The sequence below is a fragment of the Salmonella sp. 2018103 genome (genome assembly GCF_026247685.1).
GTDB lineage: Bacteria > Pseudomonadota > Gammaproteobacteria > Enterobacterales > Enterobacteriaceae > Salmonella > Salmonella enterica.
The window spans coordinates 3,438,780-3,457,192 of sequence record NZ_CP111029.1 but is presented as its reverse complement, the minus strand read 5'-3'; the positions used below and the strand labels follow the sequence as shown (position 1 = coordinate 3,457,192).

Sequence of the window (18,413 nt, the reverse complement as noted above, 5' to 3'; positions counted from 1 at the left end):
CGTTTACAGCATCAGGAAAAATGAAGAACTATTTTTAAGCAGAGGCTTAAGCATGCCAGCGTTAATTAATCCAGGCAATGATCAGTTTTCGGTTATAAATTTCTTGCCTCACCAGGAATGCGCGGGATATAGTTTAAAGGTTGCCGCAAAATCGGCAGCCGGGCGTGGAAACCCGAGTAATCTAACGGCGACACCAGACGCGCCATGCGTCTTTTTTTGTGTCTTTGCCTTTGTGCACCTGTTACCTGTACAGCGGTTTCTTTACTGTTGTAGCTATCGTGTAATGGTGGCTCAGGCGGGGCTGACCTCGGTCAGGCCGGTATCCGTTAGAGCCGGTATTTCCACCCCCGTCTGGGCTACCACCCATGAGCGTGGAAACTCCGGTGGTAGCGTTACCCGCTATCTAACGGAGGTTGCCATTATGGCTACAGTCCCTGCTTTATCTCACCCTGAATTTACCTTTGTCTTTCTGGCTGTCCGCCGTACAGACTGTGATGCCCGTCCACGTCCTGTGCGTGTAATCGCAGACTGCGAGCATGCTGCACGCCTTAAACTTGCCACTGAATTTATCCTGAGCTTTGCTGCCCGTATCCCTGTGAAAAACGCCGGGGAGGTGGTTGCATGAAATCCATGAATTTTAAGCAAGGCTGCATATTGAGTGAACTGGGGGAGAGTCGTCTGTTACGGGCGGCACTGGCCAGTGAGTTTCTTGCAGAAGTTCTGTCCGTTCCCACAGTGAATGGCGCGAGAACTGTTTCAGCAGAAGGCGCTGCGGCTTTAGTGGCCTGTATTGCCGAACAACTGGATGGCGTTGTTAAGGAAACCAGCACAATTAAGGGAGAGATGCGCGATGAATAATAATCAAAATTTAAAGGCGCATGCTTTACGAACAGCGGTCTTACGGTACTACATTGCTGATGCATTCATTTCCTTAATGGAGCGTGTTCATAATGAACCTGTTTATATTGAAGATGGCGAACGAATAGAACTCACCCACGAAAAAGTGGTGAGCAATATTATTTACCATATTGAAATGCCGTGGGTGAATGAGTTTGGGGCTGATGCTGGTTGCATACTGGCCGCAGAGAAACTGGAAAAAATGCTTAAACCAGGCTTTATGTCAGAAAATATTCGCCTGTCAGTTTTTGGTGTCACAGAGATGCGTGAGGTTTACCGGGATATTATTTTCGGTGCACCTGATGGCGAACTACCCGAAGGTTTTGAATTTGTGAAGCCGGAAGGTCAGGAGGTGCTGCTGTGAAAACACAGTCTGTATCCACGATTTCCGGGGCTGCGATTGGGCGCTGGCCTTATATCCTGTCAGCATTAGGTATCAAAGTACCGTCCGCAGGACATCATGGGGCTTGCCCTGCCTGTGGTGGCAAAGATCGCTTTCGACTGGACGATAAAGCGGGGCGTGGGACGTGGTTTTGTAATCAGTGCGGTCATGGCGATGGTCTTGATCTGGTTCGTCTGGTGACAGGAAGAAAGATAAAAGAAGCCGCCGGGATGGTATCTGAGGCGCTTGCATTACCCGAAATACAGGAGAAGCCCGCTTTGCCAGCCAGGAAAAAGGCCGCAGGAAAAGAAGCGGGTGCGGAGCGATATACCAGACTCAGACAGCAGTCCTGCAATGGTGAGCCGGTCTATCTGACAAACAAGGGCTTACACGGGTATTCACTTCCCTTGCTGTCACAGCCTTTGAATCTGGCCGGAATAACATTTTCCTCCGGTTCATTACTGCTGCCGTTGACGGATATTTCCGGGAATATTACCGGTGGTCAGCTTATCAATCCTGACGGGGATAAAAGTCTGCTGCCAGGTAGCCAGCTGTCTGGCTCATTCATTGCCCTGACCGATATACCCGCTGAAACACCTGAACAGGTGATTATAACTGAGGGTTTTGCCACGGCGCTTACCGTCAGTCTGCTGACTGAAGGATGGATCGTGGCGGCTGTCGCTGCCACCAATTTACTGAAGGTGACGGAGCAGATCCGAAAACGCTGGCCGGAAACCCGGATCATTCTGGCCGGAGATAATGATCTGGCTGACGGGAAAGAAAACACCGGGCGTATTCAGGCAGAGAAAGCCGCCAAAACGGTGGATGGCTGGGTAACGCTCCCTCCGGTACGCCATAAGGCTGACTGGGATGATTATCGGCAGGAAGTGGGGAAAGAACGGGCGAGAGATGCCTTTCGGGAAGAAATGACGCTGCATGGTAAAGGGCAGACCCGTTTACCAGAAGGGTTCCGGCTGACAAAAGAATATTTGTGGTACGACAAGCTGGTTAATAAGTCTGATGGCGATACGGAGATACGTAATATCAAAATTTCCAGTCCGTTGCGGGTGACGGCAATCACCAGTGATGCTGATGGGAGTAATTACGGGCGTTTGCTGGAATGGGAAGATACCAACGGAAACAGCCGTAAATGGGCAATGCCGATGGAGATGCTGGGTGGCAGCGGGGAAGAACTGCGCCGCGTTCTGCTGGTTAACGGGCTTTCTTACATCAACATTAACGGTATGGCCAGAGCATTCCTGATGGAATATATCTCGCTGTGTAAACCGGACAGAAAAGTTACCTGTGTAAATAAAACGGGCTGGCACGGCGGGGTTTACGTTCTCCAGGATGAAGTGATAGGTCGCGAAGCCCAGTCAGTCATCTTACAAACATCGAGCGTGCAGGGGCGTGATTTTCGTGTCAGCGGCACATCAGAGGACTGGCGTGAAAATATAGGCCGTTACTGCATAAATAATGCCCGTCTTGCCTTTGCGGTGAGTCTGGCATTTGCTGCCCCCCTTCTGAAACTGGTTGGTATCGGCGGTGGAGGTTATCACCTCAAAGGGGAATCAACAGATGGTAAAACCACGACGATGAAAGTGGCTGCATCAGTATGTGGTGGAACAGATTTCTGGCATACGTGGAGGGCGACGGGGAATGCATTAGAAGGAACAGCGAGCCGCCGCAATGATGCCACGCTGATGCTGGATGAAATCCGGGAGGTTGACGGCAGGGAGGCGGGGAATATCGCTTATATGCTGGCTAACGGGCAGGGCAAAGCCAGAGCCAGAACAGATGGTTCGGTAAGGGAAACCAACCGCTGGAATCTGTTGTTTCTGTCCACCGGGGAACTGTCACTGGTGGAACATGCGGCAAGCGCCGGGGAACGTACGTATGCCGGGGTTGAGGTCAGAATGATCCAGATCCCAAGTGATTCAGGCAAATATGGCGTGTTTGAAGAACTTCATGGTTTCAGTAGCGGGAAAACCCTGGCTGAGCATCTTGAGCAGCACGTAGCGCATTATCATGGTGCACCATTCCGCGACTGGCTGCATTGCCTGACCGCTGATCTGCCGGAACTGACCAGTCAGGCGAAAGCCTTATTGAAAGAGTACACCCGAAGGCTGACGCCGGAAAATGCCGGGAATCAGGTTGGCCGGGCTGTTACCCGTTTTGCTCTGGTTGCGATGGCCGGGGAGCTGGCCACAAAAGCGGGCATCACAGGATGGCCGGAGGGAGAGGCCTTTCGTGCCGCTCAAAGTTGCCTGGCTGCATGGATGGCTGACCGGGGCCATACAGCTAATCAGGAAGATAAAGCGGCACTTGAACAGGTACGGGACTTCATGACGCGTAATCAGTTCAGTCGGTTTGCTGACTGGAATGACGACAGGAACCGGCCTGTTTCAATGATGGGATTCAGAAAAGTCGATAAAGGAGACAACGTGACCGAGCCGGTTGTGACGTTCTACGTGCTCCCGTCAGGCTGGAAGGAGATCTGTAAGGGATTTGACTCGCGTAAGGTGGCCAGGTTGTGTGTGGACGCGGGCTGGCTGAAACCCGGTGAAGATGGCCGGACGCAAAACAGCATTCGCCTGCCAGAAATAGGGCTTAAACGTGTGTACCAGTTCAATACACAGGTACTGGGGAGCGCCGAACCTGAGTAATCATCGCGTGAGTCTTATTTTTATGAGGTAACACTGGTAACAGAGGTAACACCCATTACTGATGCGGTTCTTCAGTGTTACCAGTCAAAAATACTGACTGGTAACACTGGTAACAAAAAATGGTGTGTTACCACGCGTTACCTCTTGATTATGCTAACTGGTAACAGATTAAATCCTTTTAAATCAATAGCGTTACACGTGTTACCAGTGTTACACGTTCAGAACAAGAGGTAGGGATCCAAATCCCTTCTTCTGGCGGGCAACAGTATAGGGCACAGAACGATGAAGATGATGAGAATGTACTGCCCCACATGTCAGGCAGTAGCGCGGATAGGTAAAACAAACAGGAAACACCCACAACTGTACGATGTGTACTGCTATTGCTCTAATGTGGAGTGCGGTCACTCGTTTGTGATGAATGTTGCTTTCTCCCATTCCGTTAGTCCAAGCGCGCTGAACGGGCAGGGAAGGGTTAAAGAGCTAATTGATGCAATTCCACCCGAGGAACGGGAAAAGGCTTTAAAGTTGCTGCTGGCTGCGCAAAAGAATGGGTAAAGTATGCGTCGGGAATGGCCGATCCGTTCCCGAAATCTGAACACAGGATTTCAGTTTATACGGACATAAAATTATTATTTTTCAGATTGTTATGTTTTTCATGTTTCACAAACCTTCATAAAATCACACACCTAAAATTAATTATCTATTTAATATCATAGGGTTGCGTATTCAGGTCATAGATACTACGGATAGTAAAACTGAAAAAAGCTGAAATTCTTTTCATTCTTTTCAGTTCCTGCCTCGCCGTGCATCCCCAGCACGGGCGCGGGCTGGCGGTATCGTTTGTAAAAAAACACAACTGAAAAATTTTAGTGATATGAAAACCGCAGGCGGGTGCGGTGTAGTGCGATTTTGGTCGAGAAGAAAAATTTTTGATAAATTGCTAAAAAACAAAAAACTCGATCACATTTAACCTAACAGCCTTGTTGCAATAGTGTCGGGTTAAGTGTCATGATTTTAAGGAAGATACTCATCAACTTAGTCACTGTTGGGGCTTACGGAGAAGGCATGGCGAGCAAAGCTATTTTAGTAAATTTGGATGCAATGATTAAGCGTGCAGATTTTGCTGCTGAGACTGATGACGAAACGACTTTTGATACAATAAATAGTATTTCGGTTAGAGATTTGAATGATTTCACTGCTATTTTAAGAAAGCCTGATTTTCAACGTGAGACAAATCACTGGTCACCTAATCAAGTGGTATCAATGCTTGAAAGTTATGTAAATGGTGATTTGATACCGGCAGTGATTCTATGGAAAAGTTCATATATATTCGTGATTGACGGAGGTCATAGGCTAAGTGTTTTGAAGGCCTGGATTGAAGATGATTATGGTGATGGTCCGTTGTCATTAAAGTATTTTGGCTCTGAAATTTCAAAAGAGCAAAGAAGTATTGCAGACAAAACCCGAAAACTTATTAATGAGCGAGTCGGAAGTTGGAGTCACTTTAAACAACGGTTATTAGATGAAGATATATCTGCAACTGAAAGGAATAAAATAACAAATATTTTGACTAGAGGATTAACAATCCAATGGGTTAAAGGAAATGCCGATAAGGCAGAAAGTTCATTCTTTAATATCAATATGCAGGGTACGCCTCTTGATGAGGTAGAGGAATTACTTTTAAAAAACAGACATAAACCTACATCTATATCGGCACGAGCGGTAATTCGAGCAGGGAAAGGACATCGTTATTGGTCTGCATTCAGTCAAGATTATTCAGATAAAATAGAAAAGGCTGCTAAAAAACTTCATACTATATTGTTTGATCCTGATTTAAATACTCCTATTAAGACTCTTGACTTACCACTAGGGGGGGCTAGAGGAGTAAGGGTTGCTATTCAATTACTTATCGATTTCATTCTTATTGCAAATAGAGATCAGCAAGGTAATCCTAAATCTTTAGATAAACAGGATGATGATGAATTGGGGGCTACAACTATCCAGTCGCTGACTAATGCAATTAAACTGGCAGAGGTTATTACAGGAAATGGTGATGGTAGCTTAGGTTTACATCCAGCAGTATATTTTTATGGGCCAACGGGTAGGCATACCAGTCCCATGTTTTTAGGTACTTCAGCTTTAATTGCTGAAAAACTAAATAATAATGATAAAGGATTTTTCAAAAGATTCACAGCTGTTAGATCTGATTTAGAGTCTATTTTAGTTAAAGATAAAGAGTTGATCTCTATGATTATTCAGAAGAATAGCCATAGAGCAAGGGATGTTAAATATAAAGAGTTTTTGGATAAGTTAATAAAAAGATTAGAACTGAGTGATGAGGTTACTGAAGCAGAGTTAATTCAACTTGCTGGTCTTCAAGGGAAGATTGTTGCTGGGGATCTTGCATCAAAATCGAAGAAGTTCAGTGATGATCAGAAAAGTAAGATATTTATTAATGCAGCACTAATTTCTGCGATAAAGTGCCCTATTTGCAAAGGTTATTTGGATACCACCAAATCAGTGTCATACGATCATGTCATTAGAGTTAGGGAAGGAGGGGTTGGAAGTAGTGATAATGGTCAGTTGACTCACCCTTATTGTAACCAAGCGATTAAAAACTGATAAATATCATAAGTAAAGTTTAGTAGATATAATTGCTAAAAATGTGGTTTTGAGTGTTTTAAAGGTGTCATACATGAGGACGGTATGACACCTTCATTTATCAATTGTGCCTTAATGTGTATAGGAGCATAAAGTTACAGTGATAGTTTGCAGCCTTCATTGATGGGGGCATTTTTGGGGGCATTTTTTGTTTTATTTATAAAAAAGTTATTATTTATCATGCTATTGCTTTTCTGATTTGTTCCTATTATCGGCACCATCTCAATCAAGTAGTTACAAACTTTTCTTTCATAACAATCTTCTCATTTTCTTTCTCGCGTACTTGTTTTGCATGGTATAGATGTCTATGAGGACGTCAGTCCGGAAAGCATTCGTTCTGCATGGTATGCCTTTCGTTATTCTCAGGGGCTGCTAAGCCTGTGACAACGGGCATCGAAAATAATTTTCGCGGTTATATGATGCGTAATAATAATACGTTCTACACATTAATTGAGTCAGATAATGAAAACGTATGGGATATGTCTGTTGAGGAGAAGGGAACTCAACAGAACAAAGATGCCGTGCAAAAAGAAAAATATCAGCTTAATGCTATTTTTGACAATGGTACATGCTGAATTCTGGCTTGTCTCAGGGATACGACCGTATCCCTGAATATTTCCCATCAAAACTCAGGAATAAAATCACTCTTACTAATATATTTTTCCAGTATGGCGGTATATTGTCGCCAGTTCCCGGAGTCATTGATTACTGCATAATTTATCGATGCTCCCGGCGTTGGCGAGCGTGTTAGCGGCACATCAAGTGCTGTTTTCGGCGCAACCATGATATCGCCGATACTTTTCTTGTCATCCGTCGTTAGCGTTAAACTCATATACCACGAGGTGGGGTTAACTATCCGTATAGTATTCTCTTTAGCAATAAAACGTAATTTTTTCTCCTCCGCTTCCGTTGGCGCTTTTAGCCCGGTCGGGCGAATTAAAATTTTTAGCCGCAAACGAAGCGGTAATACCAGTTTTCGCGGGTTGTTTTTAATGTCATGGGGGAGTGGCGGTATCTGATAAATGTTTAGCCAGAAGAGACTCTCCCGGTCCGTTGCCAGCTGCTGGCGGGAACTCAGGAGCAGGCGAAGCGTTCTCAGTTCTCCTGGCTGCATTTTAAATACCGGCGGCAGCGCCACCAGCGGCGTTTTGCTGTTATCCGGAGAGGCGTCAATGTTTCCGGCGTCGGTCCATACCTGTAACAGCATCGGCGTTGTATTATCGTTGGATAATGTCAACGATTGAGCGACCTCATCTGAAGCAAAAATAATTCGGGTTCTGTCAATATTAACGGCAGCTTGTGCCGGGCCATACCATCCCGTCAATCCAAGTAGCGTTAATATGACTTTACTGAAAACTAACCACTGCCTGTAATTGCGCATTCACGCTTCCTGCCGTTACTGTTTGTCCGCCGATCGCCTCAAGCGAGGCAGTAAAATCACCGCTGTAGGTTTCTACTGAACCGGATGATACCCGTGTAGTTAAATCTTTATAGCCATACCAGCCTCGGGCGTTGCCAGTGCCTGTCTTGATCCGATCGGGTAACAGGTTAATCGGCGTACCGGCATCGTTATAGATGCGGATACCCACTCCGGAAGCTACGCCAGGTTCGCCATAATGGGTGTCCAGTAGCCACGACAGACCGCCTGCGGATGTGGTTAGCCCCAGGCGACGCGCCGCCGCCACGGCGGTGGGTTGATTAACGACAAACCCCATTGCGACATTAGCGGCGCTGGTGGACGGGAGGGCACTGGACACGGCACCGGACTCACATTCCAGGCTGACGTGGAAAGGCGCCTGGCTATTGCCTCCGGCGGCTAATATGCCGACGGCGACAGGGGGAATTTTGACGATCGCAGGATAATCTGTGATTTTACATAACGCGCCGCGAACATAGGTGACGCTATTATATGTACTCCATGCCCCGGGCCAATAGCCGGGCCAGCCATAATAATCGCTGGCATGATCCAGTCCCGCTTGGATCCGCTCGGTAATCAAGCCTGGGCCTTTAAAGGCGATATAACCCCGAGGCTGCGTCCAGGTATCTCGGTCCATTGGATTCTGGTAGGCAAAATATTTTCTTGAGTCAATTTTAAACATCTCATATAACACGTTGCTAAACGCGCTGGCAGGAATATAAATATATTTGTCATCCTGAAACCAACTGTCTGCGGTAAGTTGGCGTTCTTTCCAGAAACGGCTGTAATATTCGCCGGTACTGAGGTTTGTCATACGGACAGCAACATTACGCTCCACATCATAATAGGCGCCTTCTACTTCGGGAGTAAAAAATGCCCCCGCAAAAGCGCTATCGCCATTTGTCGAATACATCTCATAGAGCTTCCCGGCATCGGCGGAATCGCAGCGGTAAAGTACCTGCTTACTGGAATAGGGCGTTCCGGTGGCGGCCGTCAGGAAGTTACCGATCCCACTGGCCAATAGTGTGCCGGAGGGTTGAAATGTTTCACTATTACTGATGCTAATCACCGTTGGCAAACCGATATTACCGGTATTCGTGTCAGTTGCGCCGATCCAGTTTTGCGCCGTGTAGCCCGCTTTTATCGCCGCGTCAGAGAGCGCGCTCTTATTGGTGACTTTGATACATGACGACCATGTTCCGGCGCTGACGAACAGGCTGGTGATAAACAATAGCGTTCGGAAACTAAAAAGCATTGTGCTATTCCTTCTCGCAGATTTTGTTCAGATAGAGAAACGGTTCTTTGGTGTGAAGATCTAGTTGGTAGGCAACCCGGCAACGCTGGTTTGCCCCTGTTCCCCAGCGCACCAGTAGAGAACCCGACGGATGGGCGATACGGGCATAAATCTGCCCACTCTGGCCGACCATGCCGATGTTTGTGCCTTCACCGTTGAAAACATCAGCGCCCATTGGCGGTATGCCGCCATCCGGCATCTTCACGGAGATCAGCACCGCTTTGCCGCTGATAGTGGCGAAATTGACACGCGCGATGGCGCCAGCATAGGGCACAATCTGCTGACTTCCTCCCGTCAGTTCGGCATCGCTGCGCATCTTACGGGTATCGAGCGTAACGTTATTGACGCGGTAAGGAGATAACGAAGGCAGAATGGCGTAACCAAAGCGATCAACCACAGCGCCCTGGCCATTTTGTACGATCGCGCCCTGCGCGCCATCGGCATGAATAAGCGCAAAGGTATCGCTGGTATAGGGGCCAGCCGTCAGACCTCCAGAGTGAAGTACCAGGGTGCCGGACGCGCCCAGCCCTTCCTGACGATAGTTATCACCCTGGTCATAGTTGGCGCGAAGTGCGCCAAACCGGGTGTTCTGTTGTAGATTACCGCCAAACGTCGTTGGCGCGCTGCTATCGCTATTACTATTGCGATAACGCTCGTAGCCGCCATAAACCGACCATGACAGGTCGCTGTTTTCACCGCTACTGCCGGTCATGGATATGGTTGAGGAACGGCTTTGACTGGACTGGTTATAATTCATGGCGACAGACGTTCTGTTTTCGCCCCAATCCAGCGGTATAGAGACATTAAACGACATTGTGGTTTCGGTATATTTTTGTCGGCTACTCACGTCCAGTGGTTCGTTAACGCCGTGATAAAAGCGATCGTAATCCCAGGTGGTGCGCTGTCGTGCGATATTCACCCCGTAGCTTATATTCCGCCACTGGTTGCTATACCCCATTTGTAGCTGTGTTATACGCGATTGGTTATTGTAGTAGTCTGCGGTGCTGGCGCTGAGGTTAAGCGTGCCAAGCCGTCCTAACGGCTGGCTTACCGTCGCGGACAGGCGATTGCGCTGATGCAGCGTGTCGGAGTAGTAATCAATCCCCGTTTTTGCTTCCCGGCGTACGCCGAGCACGTCCTGAAGATCGCGAAAGCCGTTGGTTGAATAACGATAAGCCGCCAGTACCAGGTTAGTGCCGGTGGTAAACGTTTTGCTGTAACTGAGTTCCGCGCGCCAGCCTTGCTGGCGATCATTATGCTCTGCGCGCGCATTCGACCAGGTGGCGTTAAGGCCGAACGCGCCCATATCGGTGGCCCAGACACCGCCCGCCAGCCATGCCTGGTAACGCTGCGCAATTCGTGAACCGAGGTTGAGGGTAATGGTGTTATTAACGCCGTGCTGGAACGTTCCCTCAAAGAAACGATTTTCAATATCGTAGTACTGACGAACCCTGCCGAAGGCCAGCGAATAGTGCCAGTTACCGGGGCGAACCGAATCCGGCACGGAAGAATAAGGCACGGTGAAACGTGAGGTTTTACCGCTGGCCTCGATAACCTCTACCTCCAGATCGCCTTGATAACGGGTGTTGTACAGATCGTCAATATAAAATGGGCCCGGCGGAACGTTGGTTTCATAAATCACTTTCCCCAGTTGTTTTACTACCACGTGCGCGCTACTGGCCGCTACGCCCCGAACTTCCGGCGCATAACCGCGTTTGCCCTGCGGGCGCATCCGCTCGTCGGTGACAAGTTTAGCTCCGTTAAAAGACAGACTGCCGAATAAGCTGGAGTCCGTATAGCTATCGCCCAGCGACAGAATACTGTTAATAGACGCGACAGGTCTTTGCACCCAGGTTCGAACGCTATTATAGCGCCAGGCGCTTCCGCTCTGGTTGCTATTGGCATAGCGCAGATTACTTTGATGACGGACCTGCCAAAGTCCGAGGTTAACGCCCATGTTTAAACCGCTCCATAAGTATTGGTAGCGATAATGGCTGTCGGTATTTTCGGTGTGGGTCCAGTTTGTGTTATGGCGTAAAAACAGCGCCAGCGCGCCGCTATCCCACTCTGAAGGGGAGATATAACCGCGCGGTTTGTGCGTAAGTTCGGTCATTGGAATCGTCAGCAACAGGCGAAGCGTGGCGCTATCAAATTGCCAACCGGCATGAGGTACCCACTCCCTGAGCGGGCGACACTCGGTCGCAGCGTCGGTCGCGGGAAGTGATTTTATCTGTGCCGCTTTCATCACCGATAAGGGCAGGCAGGGTTCCGTCTGTTGACCCTCTTTTACAGCATCAAATCGAATATTAGTGCTCGCTGTTACCAGCGTGCCATTAACGTAAACGTCGGCAAGATAGTCTCCGGAAGGCGTTTGCTGTTCATTAAAACGGGCAATATTTTGTCCGTAAGTGGCCCCCTGAAGTAGCGCAGGATCAAAATAATACTCTTCACCCTGCGCGGAGCCTGAGCAAACTATGGCGATCAATAGCGCAAGGCTTTTGCGGTTCAAATTAATGGTGGGGGACATCGTAGCTCTCGCTTATCCTTGCGCCCAGGTCGTTAACCAAAGTAACGGTGACTGTACCGGAGAAGGATTTGAGTGACCGTTTGCCCGGCAGCCACCAGGTTTGACTGGAAAAAGGGGCAATCATGTCAGCATCCAGGTTATACGAAGCGCCGTTCACTTTTACATTCAGGTTACTTAAAGAGGCAAACCAGGGCTGCGGATTAACAATAACAATACCGCTTTTTCCGGAACCCTTATTTACCGTTTTAATCTGTAGTTTTTTCGCCAGATTATCAGGTTTACCTAGCCCGTCAGGACGATAGAAAAGTTTTATTCTTGAGCGCAGCATCACCAACATTTTATTTTGCCCGCCGTCGCTGCCAATATTCGTTGGTGGTACCTGTAATACGTTAAACCAGAATACTGACTCACGATCCTGCGGCAATTTTTTCGTGTTGTTATAAATTACGCGTACAACCTGGCCTGCTTTGGGTTGAATACGAAATACCGGCGGCGTGGCAATGAACGGCATCGCGCTACTATTTTCCGGGCTGGTATTCATATCGCCATCGTCAAACCAGGTTTGTACGATATAAGGTATTGCATCATTATTTTTTAACTGCACATCTACGGAGGAGGCTGTTGATGGGTAAATTATTCGGCTACCCAAAATAGTAACGCTCGCCCACGATGCTGTGGCGGGTAGGGCCAGCAATAGAAAAACTATTAAGTAATATAATGCGGAATGTCGGGTATCCATTTTCATCTCAACAACTCCCTGGCGATTGAAAATGGTCTGGCGTTTCAACGCCAGACCGTAGCGACAATTATTTATACGAAACGGCGTATTGAAGGGTGGCAGCGACTGTCCCAGCCTCTGCTTTCCCGGTAGAGTAATACCGCGCGGTATAAGTCGCGCTCGCTTCAGAAGCATTTGGTTCCAGCTGTAGGTCGCCGTCGCCAGTAAAGCCGCCGGTCAGATTGATTGGCTCCCCTGAAGTGTCGAGTAATTGGACTTCAACATTTTTCGCGCTGCCAGTATTACCCAGGTTACCGTTACTGGTGACCTGATTACCGACAAAGACAGTGGAAATTTTTGTTGTTTTGTCCTTAGAGCCGGTACACCCGGACAGCCCAATATCAAACGTTATTGGCCCCGCAGTTTTCCCTTGTTCTGATAAATCTTTAGTACTTACTGTTGGCAATAACACGACGGGTTTAGCCTGATTACCATTAATCACGACAGAGCATGTTTCATCAGAGACTTCCCCTTGAAAGGTGATGGTGTTATCAGAAACAGCCATCGCGCTGCTGGAGACAAGAAGCGAGCCTGTGATCATTGCTAAATATTTTTTCATAGACATATGATAATGTTCCTGTATTAATCTTTACTTTTTCAGGACGAGTGCAATTCGCCCGAATGTTTCGTGCTTATGGAGGAGTGGTAAAAATAACGATCATTAACTCTATTTTTGGATGTGAGCTATACCCTCCTGACTATTGATAATGCGATATAAAACAAACAGACTTATTTCTCTTATCATGAAATAGAGCGATAAGCGCTTTCGTCCATACATCTCATTAGTACAACTGATAGTGTTATCATTTGATTGAGTGTAATCCGATAACAATTCTCTCCGCGTCTGAATAGATAGACTATGTTGCAATACAAACCTGCACATTTTTGCTATGTAAAATCCGCATCAGTTAAACCTCCCGATGGATAATACGATGGTGAGATTAAGGTAAATTTTCTGAAATGTGCTTCTGAAACAGTATAATTAGTCTTACTTTTTTCTTACTTTTGGCCTTTCAGAAGTTTCCTGAGTTTGCGTTAAGGTAAAGAAAAGTGTTCAGATTTACCTATAACTGTTTGATTTGTAATGTGCGGGTAATACTTGTGTCAATTATTGTTTACTATAAGTGAGACTTATAAGTTAAACTCAGGTTAATTAGGGGGCTGAATTCTTTTTTGAGCATGATAATATGTCGTCTGAATGATGGATGCAGTTACCTTTAGGATTGTCATGAATGAAAGCATATTTTTACTTGATAAGCGTGTTGTATTTGATAGTACGAAGATGACCTTATCGCATGGTAATGAGATAATCAGAATATCAGAAGCTGAGACCCATCTGCTTCTTGCTTTTTGGCATGGTCTTTACAAAAAAGAAGATATTATTCATTTTGTTTGGGAAAATCGTGGAGGCTGCGTCTCAGAATCAAGTTACTATAAACTCATTAATCAAATGAGAAATGATTTTAGTAGCATCGGTCTACAGCCATCTGATATCGTAACTCGCCCTCGGGTGGGGGTGTCGCTGTCTGTTGCCATTGAACCTATAAAAAAAATCACCTCCCTAAAGGTGAGTGATGAAAACGTTAAGGGCACCCCGACTCGGGAGAACATATTTTACAAAATTAAACGTCACAGCGTATTTGTGGTATTAACAGGAGCCATTCTTCTGGCATTGCTCTATGGTGTATTTACTATATATAAAGCGCCTGTTCGTAACAGCTCTGATAGTTTTTTTACATATCTTGGCGAATATAACGATTATGCAATCTATAAAACAAAAGAGGATAAGGTCACATTAAGTGAAGTAGTTTTTGCTTTTAACTCTCTAAAAATTAAAATTTACCGGCAAAATGGACGCCATCTTTATTATATCAGGGAGCCTAACATGAATATTTTTCTGCAATGCTTAAATCCTGTTGAAATGGCGGTGCCAAAATGTATTACAGTAAAAGAACGTTACTGATTATATTTGTAATATTTATCGCCATTGTCGCAATCGGATCGGTAATAGCGCTTGAGTGGGTAAATCGTGACTCTTATAGAACCAATAATCTTATATGCACGACAAAATCAGAAGCGTATATTGCGCCACGAAAATTGTACATGGATGGTGGACTTGTGCTGGATCTTAAATCCGGCAGGATTACCCTACACTACGATGTTACTACCGATACGAAAGAAAAACGGCTTTTTTTTCGTGACATCTGCATCAGCAAACTGCGCAGAACGGGTATGAAAACATTTACTTTTAAAGTTAATTCAGTTAAGACTTTTGAGTCTGATACTGCTGGCGATTTGTTTTCCTGGTTGAGACTGTTACAGCCTGGTACGATTAATGAGTTAAAGATGGTCAAAATTGGGAAAAATACCTACATGTTTTCGCTTAATCGGCATTTGTATAATGTGTGTACCACCAGTAGTAACGTTGAGTTGTAGCCAATAATTCCTGTATTGATGGGAATTCGTTCCGTGATGGTTATGCCTCATCAGGCAGCGAACCTGGTATCAGGCTAACATATTGAATGCGTCTGTATTTTGGATATCTGCTATCGCTTATTTTAACGATAGTATCCTGCACCTGTTGGGTATTGATATTTTCTTGTCTATTTTCGGCACAGGGAGTGCCATCTTGCTATCATTAAGAACGTATAACCTATCTCTCAATATTGCTTTTCTATATTAATGTTACTTTAGTTATCTTATAAAAGCATACAGTGGCAAAAGGAAGGCCGGTAAGAGGGCAATGATTTGAAAGTAAGAAAGCTATTTCTGATGTTGTTTATTGCCGTTCCACTGATCGTCATGATATTGGTGGGGTTACTCGCGGGTATCTTCCAGCTAAAACGAGATATCGCCGTCAGCGCCAATACGCTGCTGCGGTTTAGCGCGGATATATCTGCCGCCTCCTGGCAAGTCGCCGGAAAAGCCACCAGACTGGCTGAGAGTTCCTGTACTGACACGCTGAAAGAACTGTCCAGAACGCGGGCCTTCACTCCTTATGTCCGTGACATTGGGTTTCTGGAAAATGGTGATATCACTTGCTCCTTTGTCACAGGAACCGAACGCTATCATTTTTCCCGGCTGGCAGGGCTTTCTTTACCTGCTTCTTATCCGAAACGGTGGTTGCGATCTATCGGTAGTATGGCCGAAGGACCCAATCGCCTTGTTGTGGTTTATGTGAAAAAAGTAGCAGCGAATAAAGCGGCCTTCGTCATTGTGGACTCGCAGTATGTCCAGGAGCTCATGGAGATATTGGCTGCAGAGAGAGCATCAGCCTTTAGCCTGACATTCGGCGCAGGGGAGGCGATTACCAGCGCTGCGACGTTGCGCGGTAAGGCGTTTTTAACGCAGCGGTTCACCTCAACCGATCACACTATCCAGCTGATGGTGCGAACCCCTTTCTCAACGTTATCGGCATACTGGTTACAAAACCTTTTTATTTTTGTTCCGCTGTCATTGTGTCTTTCTGTAGGGATGATGTTGTTCTACAGGCGCTGGTATTTAAAACGTTTATCTCTGGCCCGGGAGATTGCCAGGGGAATAACGCACAATGAGTTTACGGTACATTATCAGCCTGTTTTTAATGTTAAACACGGTAGTTGCGGCGGCGTGGAGGCGCTAATGCGCTGGCCGCAACCGGATGGCCGTTTTATAACCCCGGATATTTTTATTACCGCCGCAGAAAATGAAGGCATGATTATTCCACTCTCTCGTCATCTGTTCGAACTGATTGCTCATGACGTAATAAACTGGACTGTACCGGATGATTTCTATATCAGCGTAAATATATCGCCTGCGCATCTTATGGATGACGGTTTTATACAAGATATAGAGGCGCTCAGGACTCGTTTGGGAACGATAACGCTTATGTTGGAGCTCACCGAGCGTAGCCTGATTGTAGAACCTTCACAGGTCGCAGAAAAACTTTCAACGCTCCGTGAAAAAGGCGTGTTAATAGCGATTGATGATTTTGGGACCGGCTATTGCTCACTCTCCTATCTCCAGCAATTACCTGTAGACTCTCTTAAAATAGACAGAACGTTTATCGATACCATTGATACCAGCAGCGATGATGTTCCTGTCCTGGATACTATCATTACGCTGAGTCAGCGACTGGGGCTTAATGTGGTTGCCGAAGGGGTCAGTACCCAGCACCAATTGCGTTACATCTTAAGCCACGGGGTAGGATTCGTTCAGGGATTTCTTTATGCCAGGCCGATGGGGGCTAATGACTTTATGAGCTGGCTTGGCAAGTCGGCCCAGAGGCAAAATGGTTTACTCAAGGGGGAAAACGGATCCGCGAGCGGCCTGGTGGCTGAATAATACAGGAGCTCGCTACGGAAAAAAATTCAATAGCGCGATATATCCTGGTAATATGTTTATGCCGTGAAGAAACGTGATAGCACTGGGGCGGATATTTTTATGAGTCAGAACAATTATCTGATTGACAAAAGAGTTATTCTTGATTGTGAACGAATGACGCTTTCCTGCGCCGGAGAGTCGATAACGATATCTGAATCGGAACGCAGTTTGCTTATCGCTTTTCATGAAGGCCTTTTTAAAAAAGATGATTTAATTAACTATGTCTGGGGGCGCAAAGGTGTCGTGGTCTCTGATGCCAGTTATTATAAACTGATTAACCAGCTACGAGGATCATTTGATAAAATAGGCCTTAAGGGGGCGTCTGTTGTGACTCGTCCCCGCGTGGGTGTTTTACTCTCAGTTTCCATTGAACCGTTGAGTGATGAGGCGCAAAATACGCCGTTGCCTGCTGTTGCTGAAACAAAATTATCGACGGTTGAAGTGCGACACGATGACACTATTATTACCCCAATACTGGGCGCTGTGAATAAAAAAGATTGGCTCTACTTTTGCCTGGCCGCGCTTCTGATGTTTTTTATGATGTATAAAGTTAAGGGTGAAAATATTGATTACTTTACCCTCCAGGGTTCGTATGATGGATACACTTTTTATAGTGTCGGGCATGATAAAACCCATCTGACGGATATCGTTGAAGCGTACTCCGAGATGAGTAATGAAATACATAAACAAAACGGAAAAATCATTTATTACATTCGCGTTCCTAATACAAATATTTTTGTCCAGTGTCTTAACCAACTTGATATAGCGGAGCCGAAATGCATTTCCATAAAAGAACGTTATTAAGCGTGGCGACGCTTGGTATGCTGGCTGTTTCAGTCGTACTGATGGTAGTTTGGGTACGAAACAGTAACCATAGTTCTATTAATACTAATGAATTTTTATGTACGACAAGAACGGTAACGACGATACAGCCTAAAGATATCCATGCCGATGGCAGTCTTGTTCTTGATTTTAAGATGAAGAGAATTACGCTTCAATATGAAATAAAAACAAAAGATAACGGTATAAAAATATTATACCGGGACGTGTATATGAAAAATTTACATCGAACAGCGCCTGGTGTTTATACGTTCGAAGTATCCCAGGTAAAAGTCTTTGCCACGGACACGGCTGGCGATCTGTTATCATATTTACGGATTCTGCATCCGGAAGCGGCTAATGAGATTCGAATATCTAAAGTGGGTGAGAAAACCTTTTTTTATTCTCTTAATCGGCAGCTTTATAACGTTTGTACCGCGCAGTAGATCTGAATGTTGTCTGAATGCGTCAGAAAGCGAGTTGCGAAATTGCCCTCCGCAAGGGTAAAGGTTAACTTGAATGTTAATTAAAATGTATATAAAACAGTTAGTTATGAATTTTTGACTCTTCGGGAAGGTGACTGATACTCGCTGATAACCTCTCGCAGTCC

The 18,413-nt window shown here is 46.1% G+C and carries 15 protein-coding genes and 2 pseudogenes; 12 read left to right on the top strand and 5 right to left on the bottom strand.

Going from position 1 to position 18,413, the window contains the following annotated elements:
- Positions 1–52: 52 nt before the first annotated feature.
- The 7 genes and pseudogenes from OLG56_RS16810 to OLG56_RS16780 form a co-directional block, all read left to right on the top strand.
- Positions 53–625 (top strand): host cell division inhibitor Icd-like protein, encoded by a 573-nt coding sequence (locus OLG56_RS16810; RefSeq protein ID WP_024140129.1) that lies wholly within the window; start codon positions 53–55, stop codon positions 623–625.
- Entirely contained in the window at positions 622–858 is a 237-nt protein-coding gene (locus OLG56_RS16805) for a hypothetical protein (RefSeq protein WP_000839712.1), read from the top strand. The genes OLG56_RS16810 and OLG56_RS16805 overlap by 4 nt, the downstream gene beginning before the upstream one ends.
- Positions 851–1,261 (top strand): DUF5375 family protein, encoded by a 411-nt coding sequence (locus tag OLG56_RS16800; protein ID WP_001063903.1) that lies wholly within the window; start codon positions 851–853, stop codon positions 1,259–1,261. The genes OLG56_RS16805 and OLG56_RS16800 overlap by 8 nt, the downstream gene beginning before the upstream one ends.
- Positions 1,258–3,945, top strand: a complete 2,688-nt coding sequence (locus tag OLG56_RS16795; RefSeq protein ID WP_061377238.1) for a DUF927 domain-containing protein — start codon at positions 1,258–1,260, stop codon at positions 3,943–3,945. Before OLG56_RS16800 ends, OLG56_RS16795 begins: the two co-directional genes overlap by 4 nt.
- 282 nt (positions 3,946–4,227) lie before the next feature.
- The gene (locus tag OLG56_RS16790; RefSeq protein WP_000783295.1) at positions 4,228–4,500 is read left to right on the top strand and encodes an Ogr/Delta-like zinc finger protein; all 273 of its coding nucleotides are present in this window, start codon (positions 4,228–4,230) and stop codon (positions 4,498–4,500) included.
- Positions 4,501–5,010: 510 nt separating this feature from the next.
- Positions 5,011–6,567, top strand: coding sequence for a GmrSD restriction endonuclease domain-containing protein (locus OLG56_RS16785; protein ID WP_006762600.1), 1,557 nt, complete (start codon positions 5,011–5,013; stop codon positions 6,565–6,567).
- Positions 6,568–6,959: 392 nt separating this feature from the next.
- A pseudogene (locus tag OLG56_RS16780) lies at positions 6,960–7,181 on the top strand (hypothetical protein); the annotation flags it as partial.
- A 47-nt stretch (positions 7,182–7,228) separates the two neighbouring features.
- Here the strand turns inward: OLG56_RS16780 and stbE are convergent.
- From stbE to OLG56_RS16755, 5 genes are all read right to left on the bottom strand, one after another.
- Entirely contained in the window at positions 7,229–7,987 is a 759-nt protein-coding gene (gene stbE / locus OLG56_RS16775) for a fimbrial biogenesis chaperone StbE (RefSeq protein WP_079980918.1), read from the bottom strand.
- Positions 7,953–9,278, bottom strand: coding sequence for a fimbrial usher protein StbD (gene stbD, locus OLG56_RS16770; RefSeq protein ID WP_079980917.1), 1,326 nt, complete (start codon positions 9,276–9,278; stop codon positions 7,953–7,955). Before stbD ends, stbE begins: the two co-directional genes overlap by 35 nt.
- Positions 9,279–9,282: 4 nt before the next feature.
- Positions 9,283–11,844, bottom strand: a complete 2,562-nt coding sequence (locus OLG56_RS16765) for a fimbrial outer membrane usher protein (protein ID WP_000075321.1) — start codon at positions 11,842–11,844, stop codon at positions 9,283–9,285.
- Positions 11,828–12,589, bottom strand: coding sequence for a fimbrial biogenesis chaperone StbB (stbB, locus tag OLG56_RS16760; protein WP_000781489.1), 762 nt, complete (start codon positions 12,587–12,589; stop codon positions 11,828–11,830). Before stbB ends, OLG56_RS16765 begins: the two co-directional genes overlap by 17 nt.
- Before the next feature lie 61 nt (positions 12,590–12,650).
- Positions 12,651–13,187, bottom strand: coding sequence for a fimbrial protein (locus tag OLG56_RS16755; protein ID WP_000062033.1), 537 nt, complete (start codon positions 13,185–13,187; stop codon positions 12,651–12,653).
- Between the two features lie 663 nt (positions 13,188–13,850).
- Between OLG56_RS16755 and OLG56_RS16750 the strand changes: the two genes are divergently transcribed.
- The 5 genes and pseudogenes from OLG56_RS16750 (at position 13,851) to OLG56_RS16730 (ending at position 18,249) form a co-directional block, all read left to right on the top strand.
- Positions 13,851–14,585 (top strand): winged helix-turn-helix domain-containing protein, encoded by a 735-nt coding sequence (locus OLG56_RS16750; protein ID WP_001005861.1) that lies wholly within the window; start codon positions 13,851–13,853, stop codon positions 14,583–14,585.
- A pseudogene (locus tag OLG56_RS16745) lies at positions 14,558–14,858 on the top strand (hypothetical protein). Before OLG56_RS16750 ends, OLG56_RS16745 begins: the two are co-directional and overlap by 28 nt.
- A gap of 512 nt (positions 14,859–15,370) precedes the next feature.
- Complete coding sequence (locus OLG56_RS16740; RefSeq protein ID WP_000868297.1) at positions 15,371–16,945, top strand: EAL domain-containing protein; 1,575 nt, start codon at positions 15,371–15,373, stop codon at positions 16,943–16,945.
- A gap of 99 nt (positions 16,946–17,044) precedes the next feature.
- On the top strand, positions 17,045–17,788 hold the full coding sequence (locus tag OLG56_RS16735; protein ID WP_079980916.1) for a winged helix-turn-helix domain-containing protein: 744 nt from the start codon (positions 17,045–17,047) through the stop codon (positions 17,786–17,788).
- Complete coding sequence (locus tag OLG56_RS16730) at positions 17,761–18,249, top strand: hypothetical protein (RefSeq protein ID WP_079900415.1); 489 nt, start codon at positions 17,761–17,763, stop codon at positions 18,247–18,249. The genes OLG56_RS16735 and OLG56_RS16730 overlap by 28 nt, the downstream gene beginning before the upstream one ends.
- The last annotated feature ends 164 nt before the right edge of the window (positions 18,250–18,413 follow it).

What these genes read in the sequence shown, in the direction of transcription:
- OLG56_RS16810 (WP_024140129.1), top strand. Translation starts at nt 53, where the DNA reads ATGCCAGCGTTAATTAATCCAGGCAATGATCAGTTTTCGGTTATAAAT.
- OLG56_RS16805 (WP_000839712.1), top strand. Translation starts at nt 622, where the DNA reads ATGAAATCCATGAATTTTAAGCAAGGCTGCATATTGAGTGAACTGGGG.
- OLG56_RS16800 (WP_001063903.1), top strand. Translation starts at nt 851, where the DNA reads ATGAATAATAATCAAAATTTAAAGGCGCATGCTTTACGAACAGCGGTC.
- OLG56_RS16790 (WP_000783295.1), top strand. Translation starts at nt 4,228, where the DNA reads ATGAAGATGATGAGAATGTACTGCCCCACATGTCAGGCAGTAGCGCGG.
- OLG56_RS16785 (WP_006762600.1), top strand. Translation starts at nt 5,011, where the DNA reads ATGGCGAGCAAAGCTATTTTAGTAAATTTGGATGCAATGATTAAGCGT.
- stbE (WP_079980918.1), bottom strand. Translation starts at nt 7,987, where the DNA reads ATGCGCAATTACAGGCAGTGGTTAGTTTTCAGTAAAGTCATATTAACG.
- stbD (WP_079980917.1), bottom strand. Translation starts at nt 9,278, where the DNA reads ATGCTTTTTAGTTTCCGAACGCTATTGTTTATCACCAGCCTGTTCGTC.
- OLG56_RS16765 (WP_000075321.1), bottom strand. Translation starts at nt 11,844, where the DNA reads ATGTCCCCCACCATTAATTTGAACCGCAAAAGCCTTGCGCTATTGATC.
- stbB (WP_000781489.1), bottom strand. Translation starts at nt 12,589, where the DNA reads ATGAAAATGGATACCCGACATTCCGCATTATATTACTTAATAGTTTTT.
- OLG56_RS16755 (WP_000062033.1), bottom strand. Translation starts at nt 13,187, where the DNA reads ATGTCTATGAAAAAATATTTAGCAATGATCACAGGCTCGCTTCTTGTC.
- OLG56_RS16750 (WP_001005861.1), top strand. Translation starts at nt 13,851, where the DNA reads ATGAATGAAAGCATATTTTTACTTGATAAGCGTGTTGTATTTGATAGT.
- OLG56_RS16735 (WP_079980916.1), top strand. Translation starts at nt 17,045, where the DNA reads ATGAGTCAGAACAATTATCTGATTGACAAAAGAGTTATTCTTGATTGT.
- OLG56_RS16730 (WP_079900415.1), top strand. Translation starts at nt 17,761, where the DNA reads ATGCATTTCCATAAAAGAACGTTATTAAGCGTGGCGACGCTTGGTATG.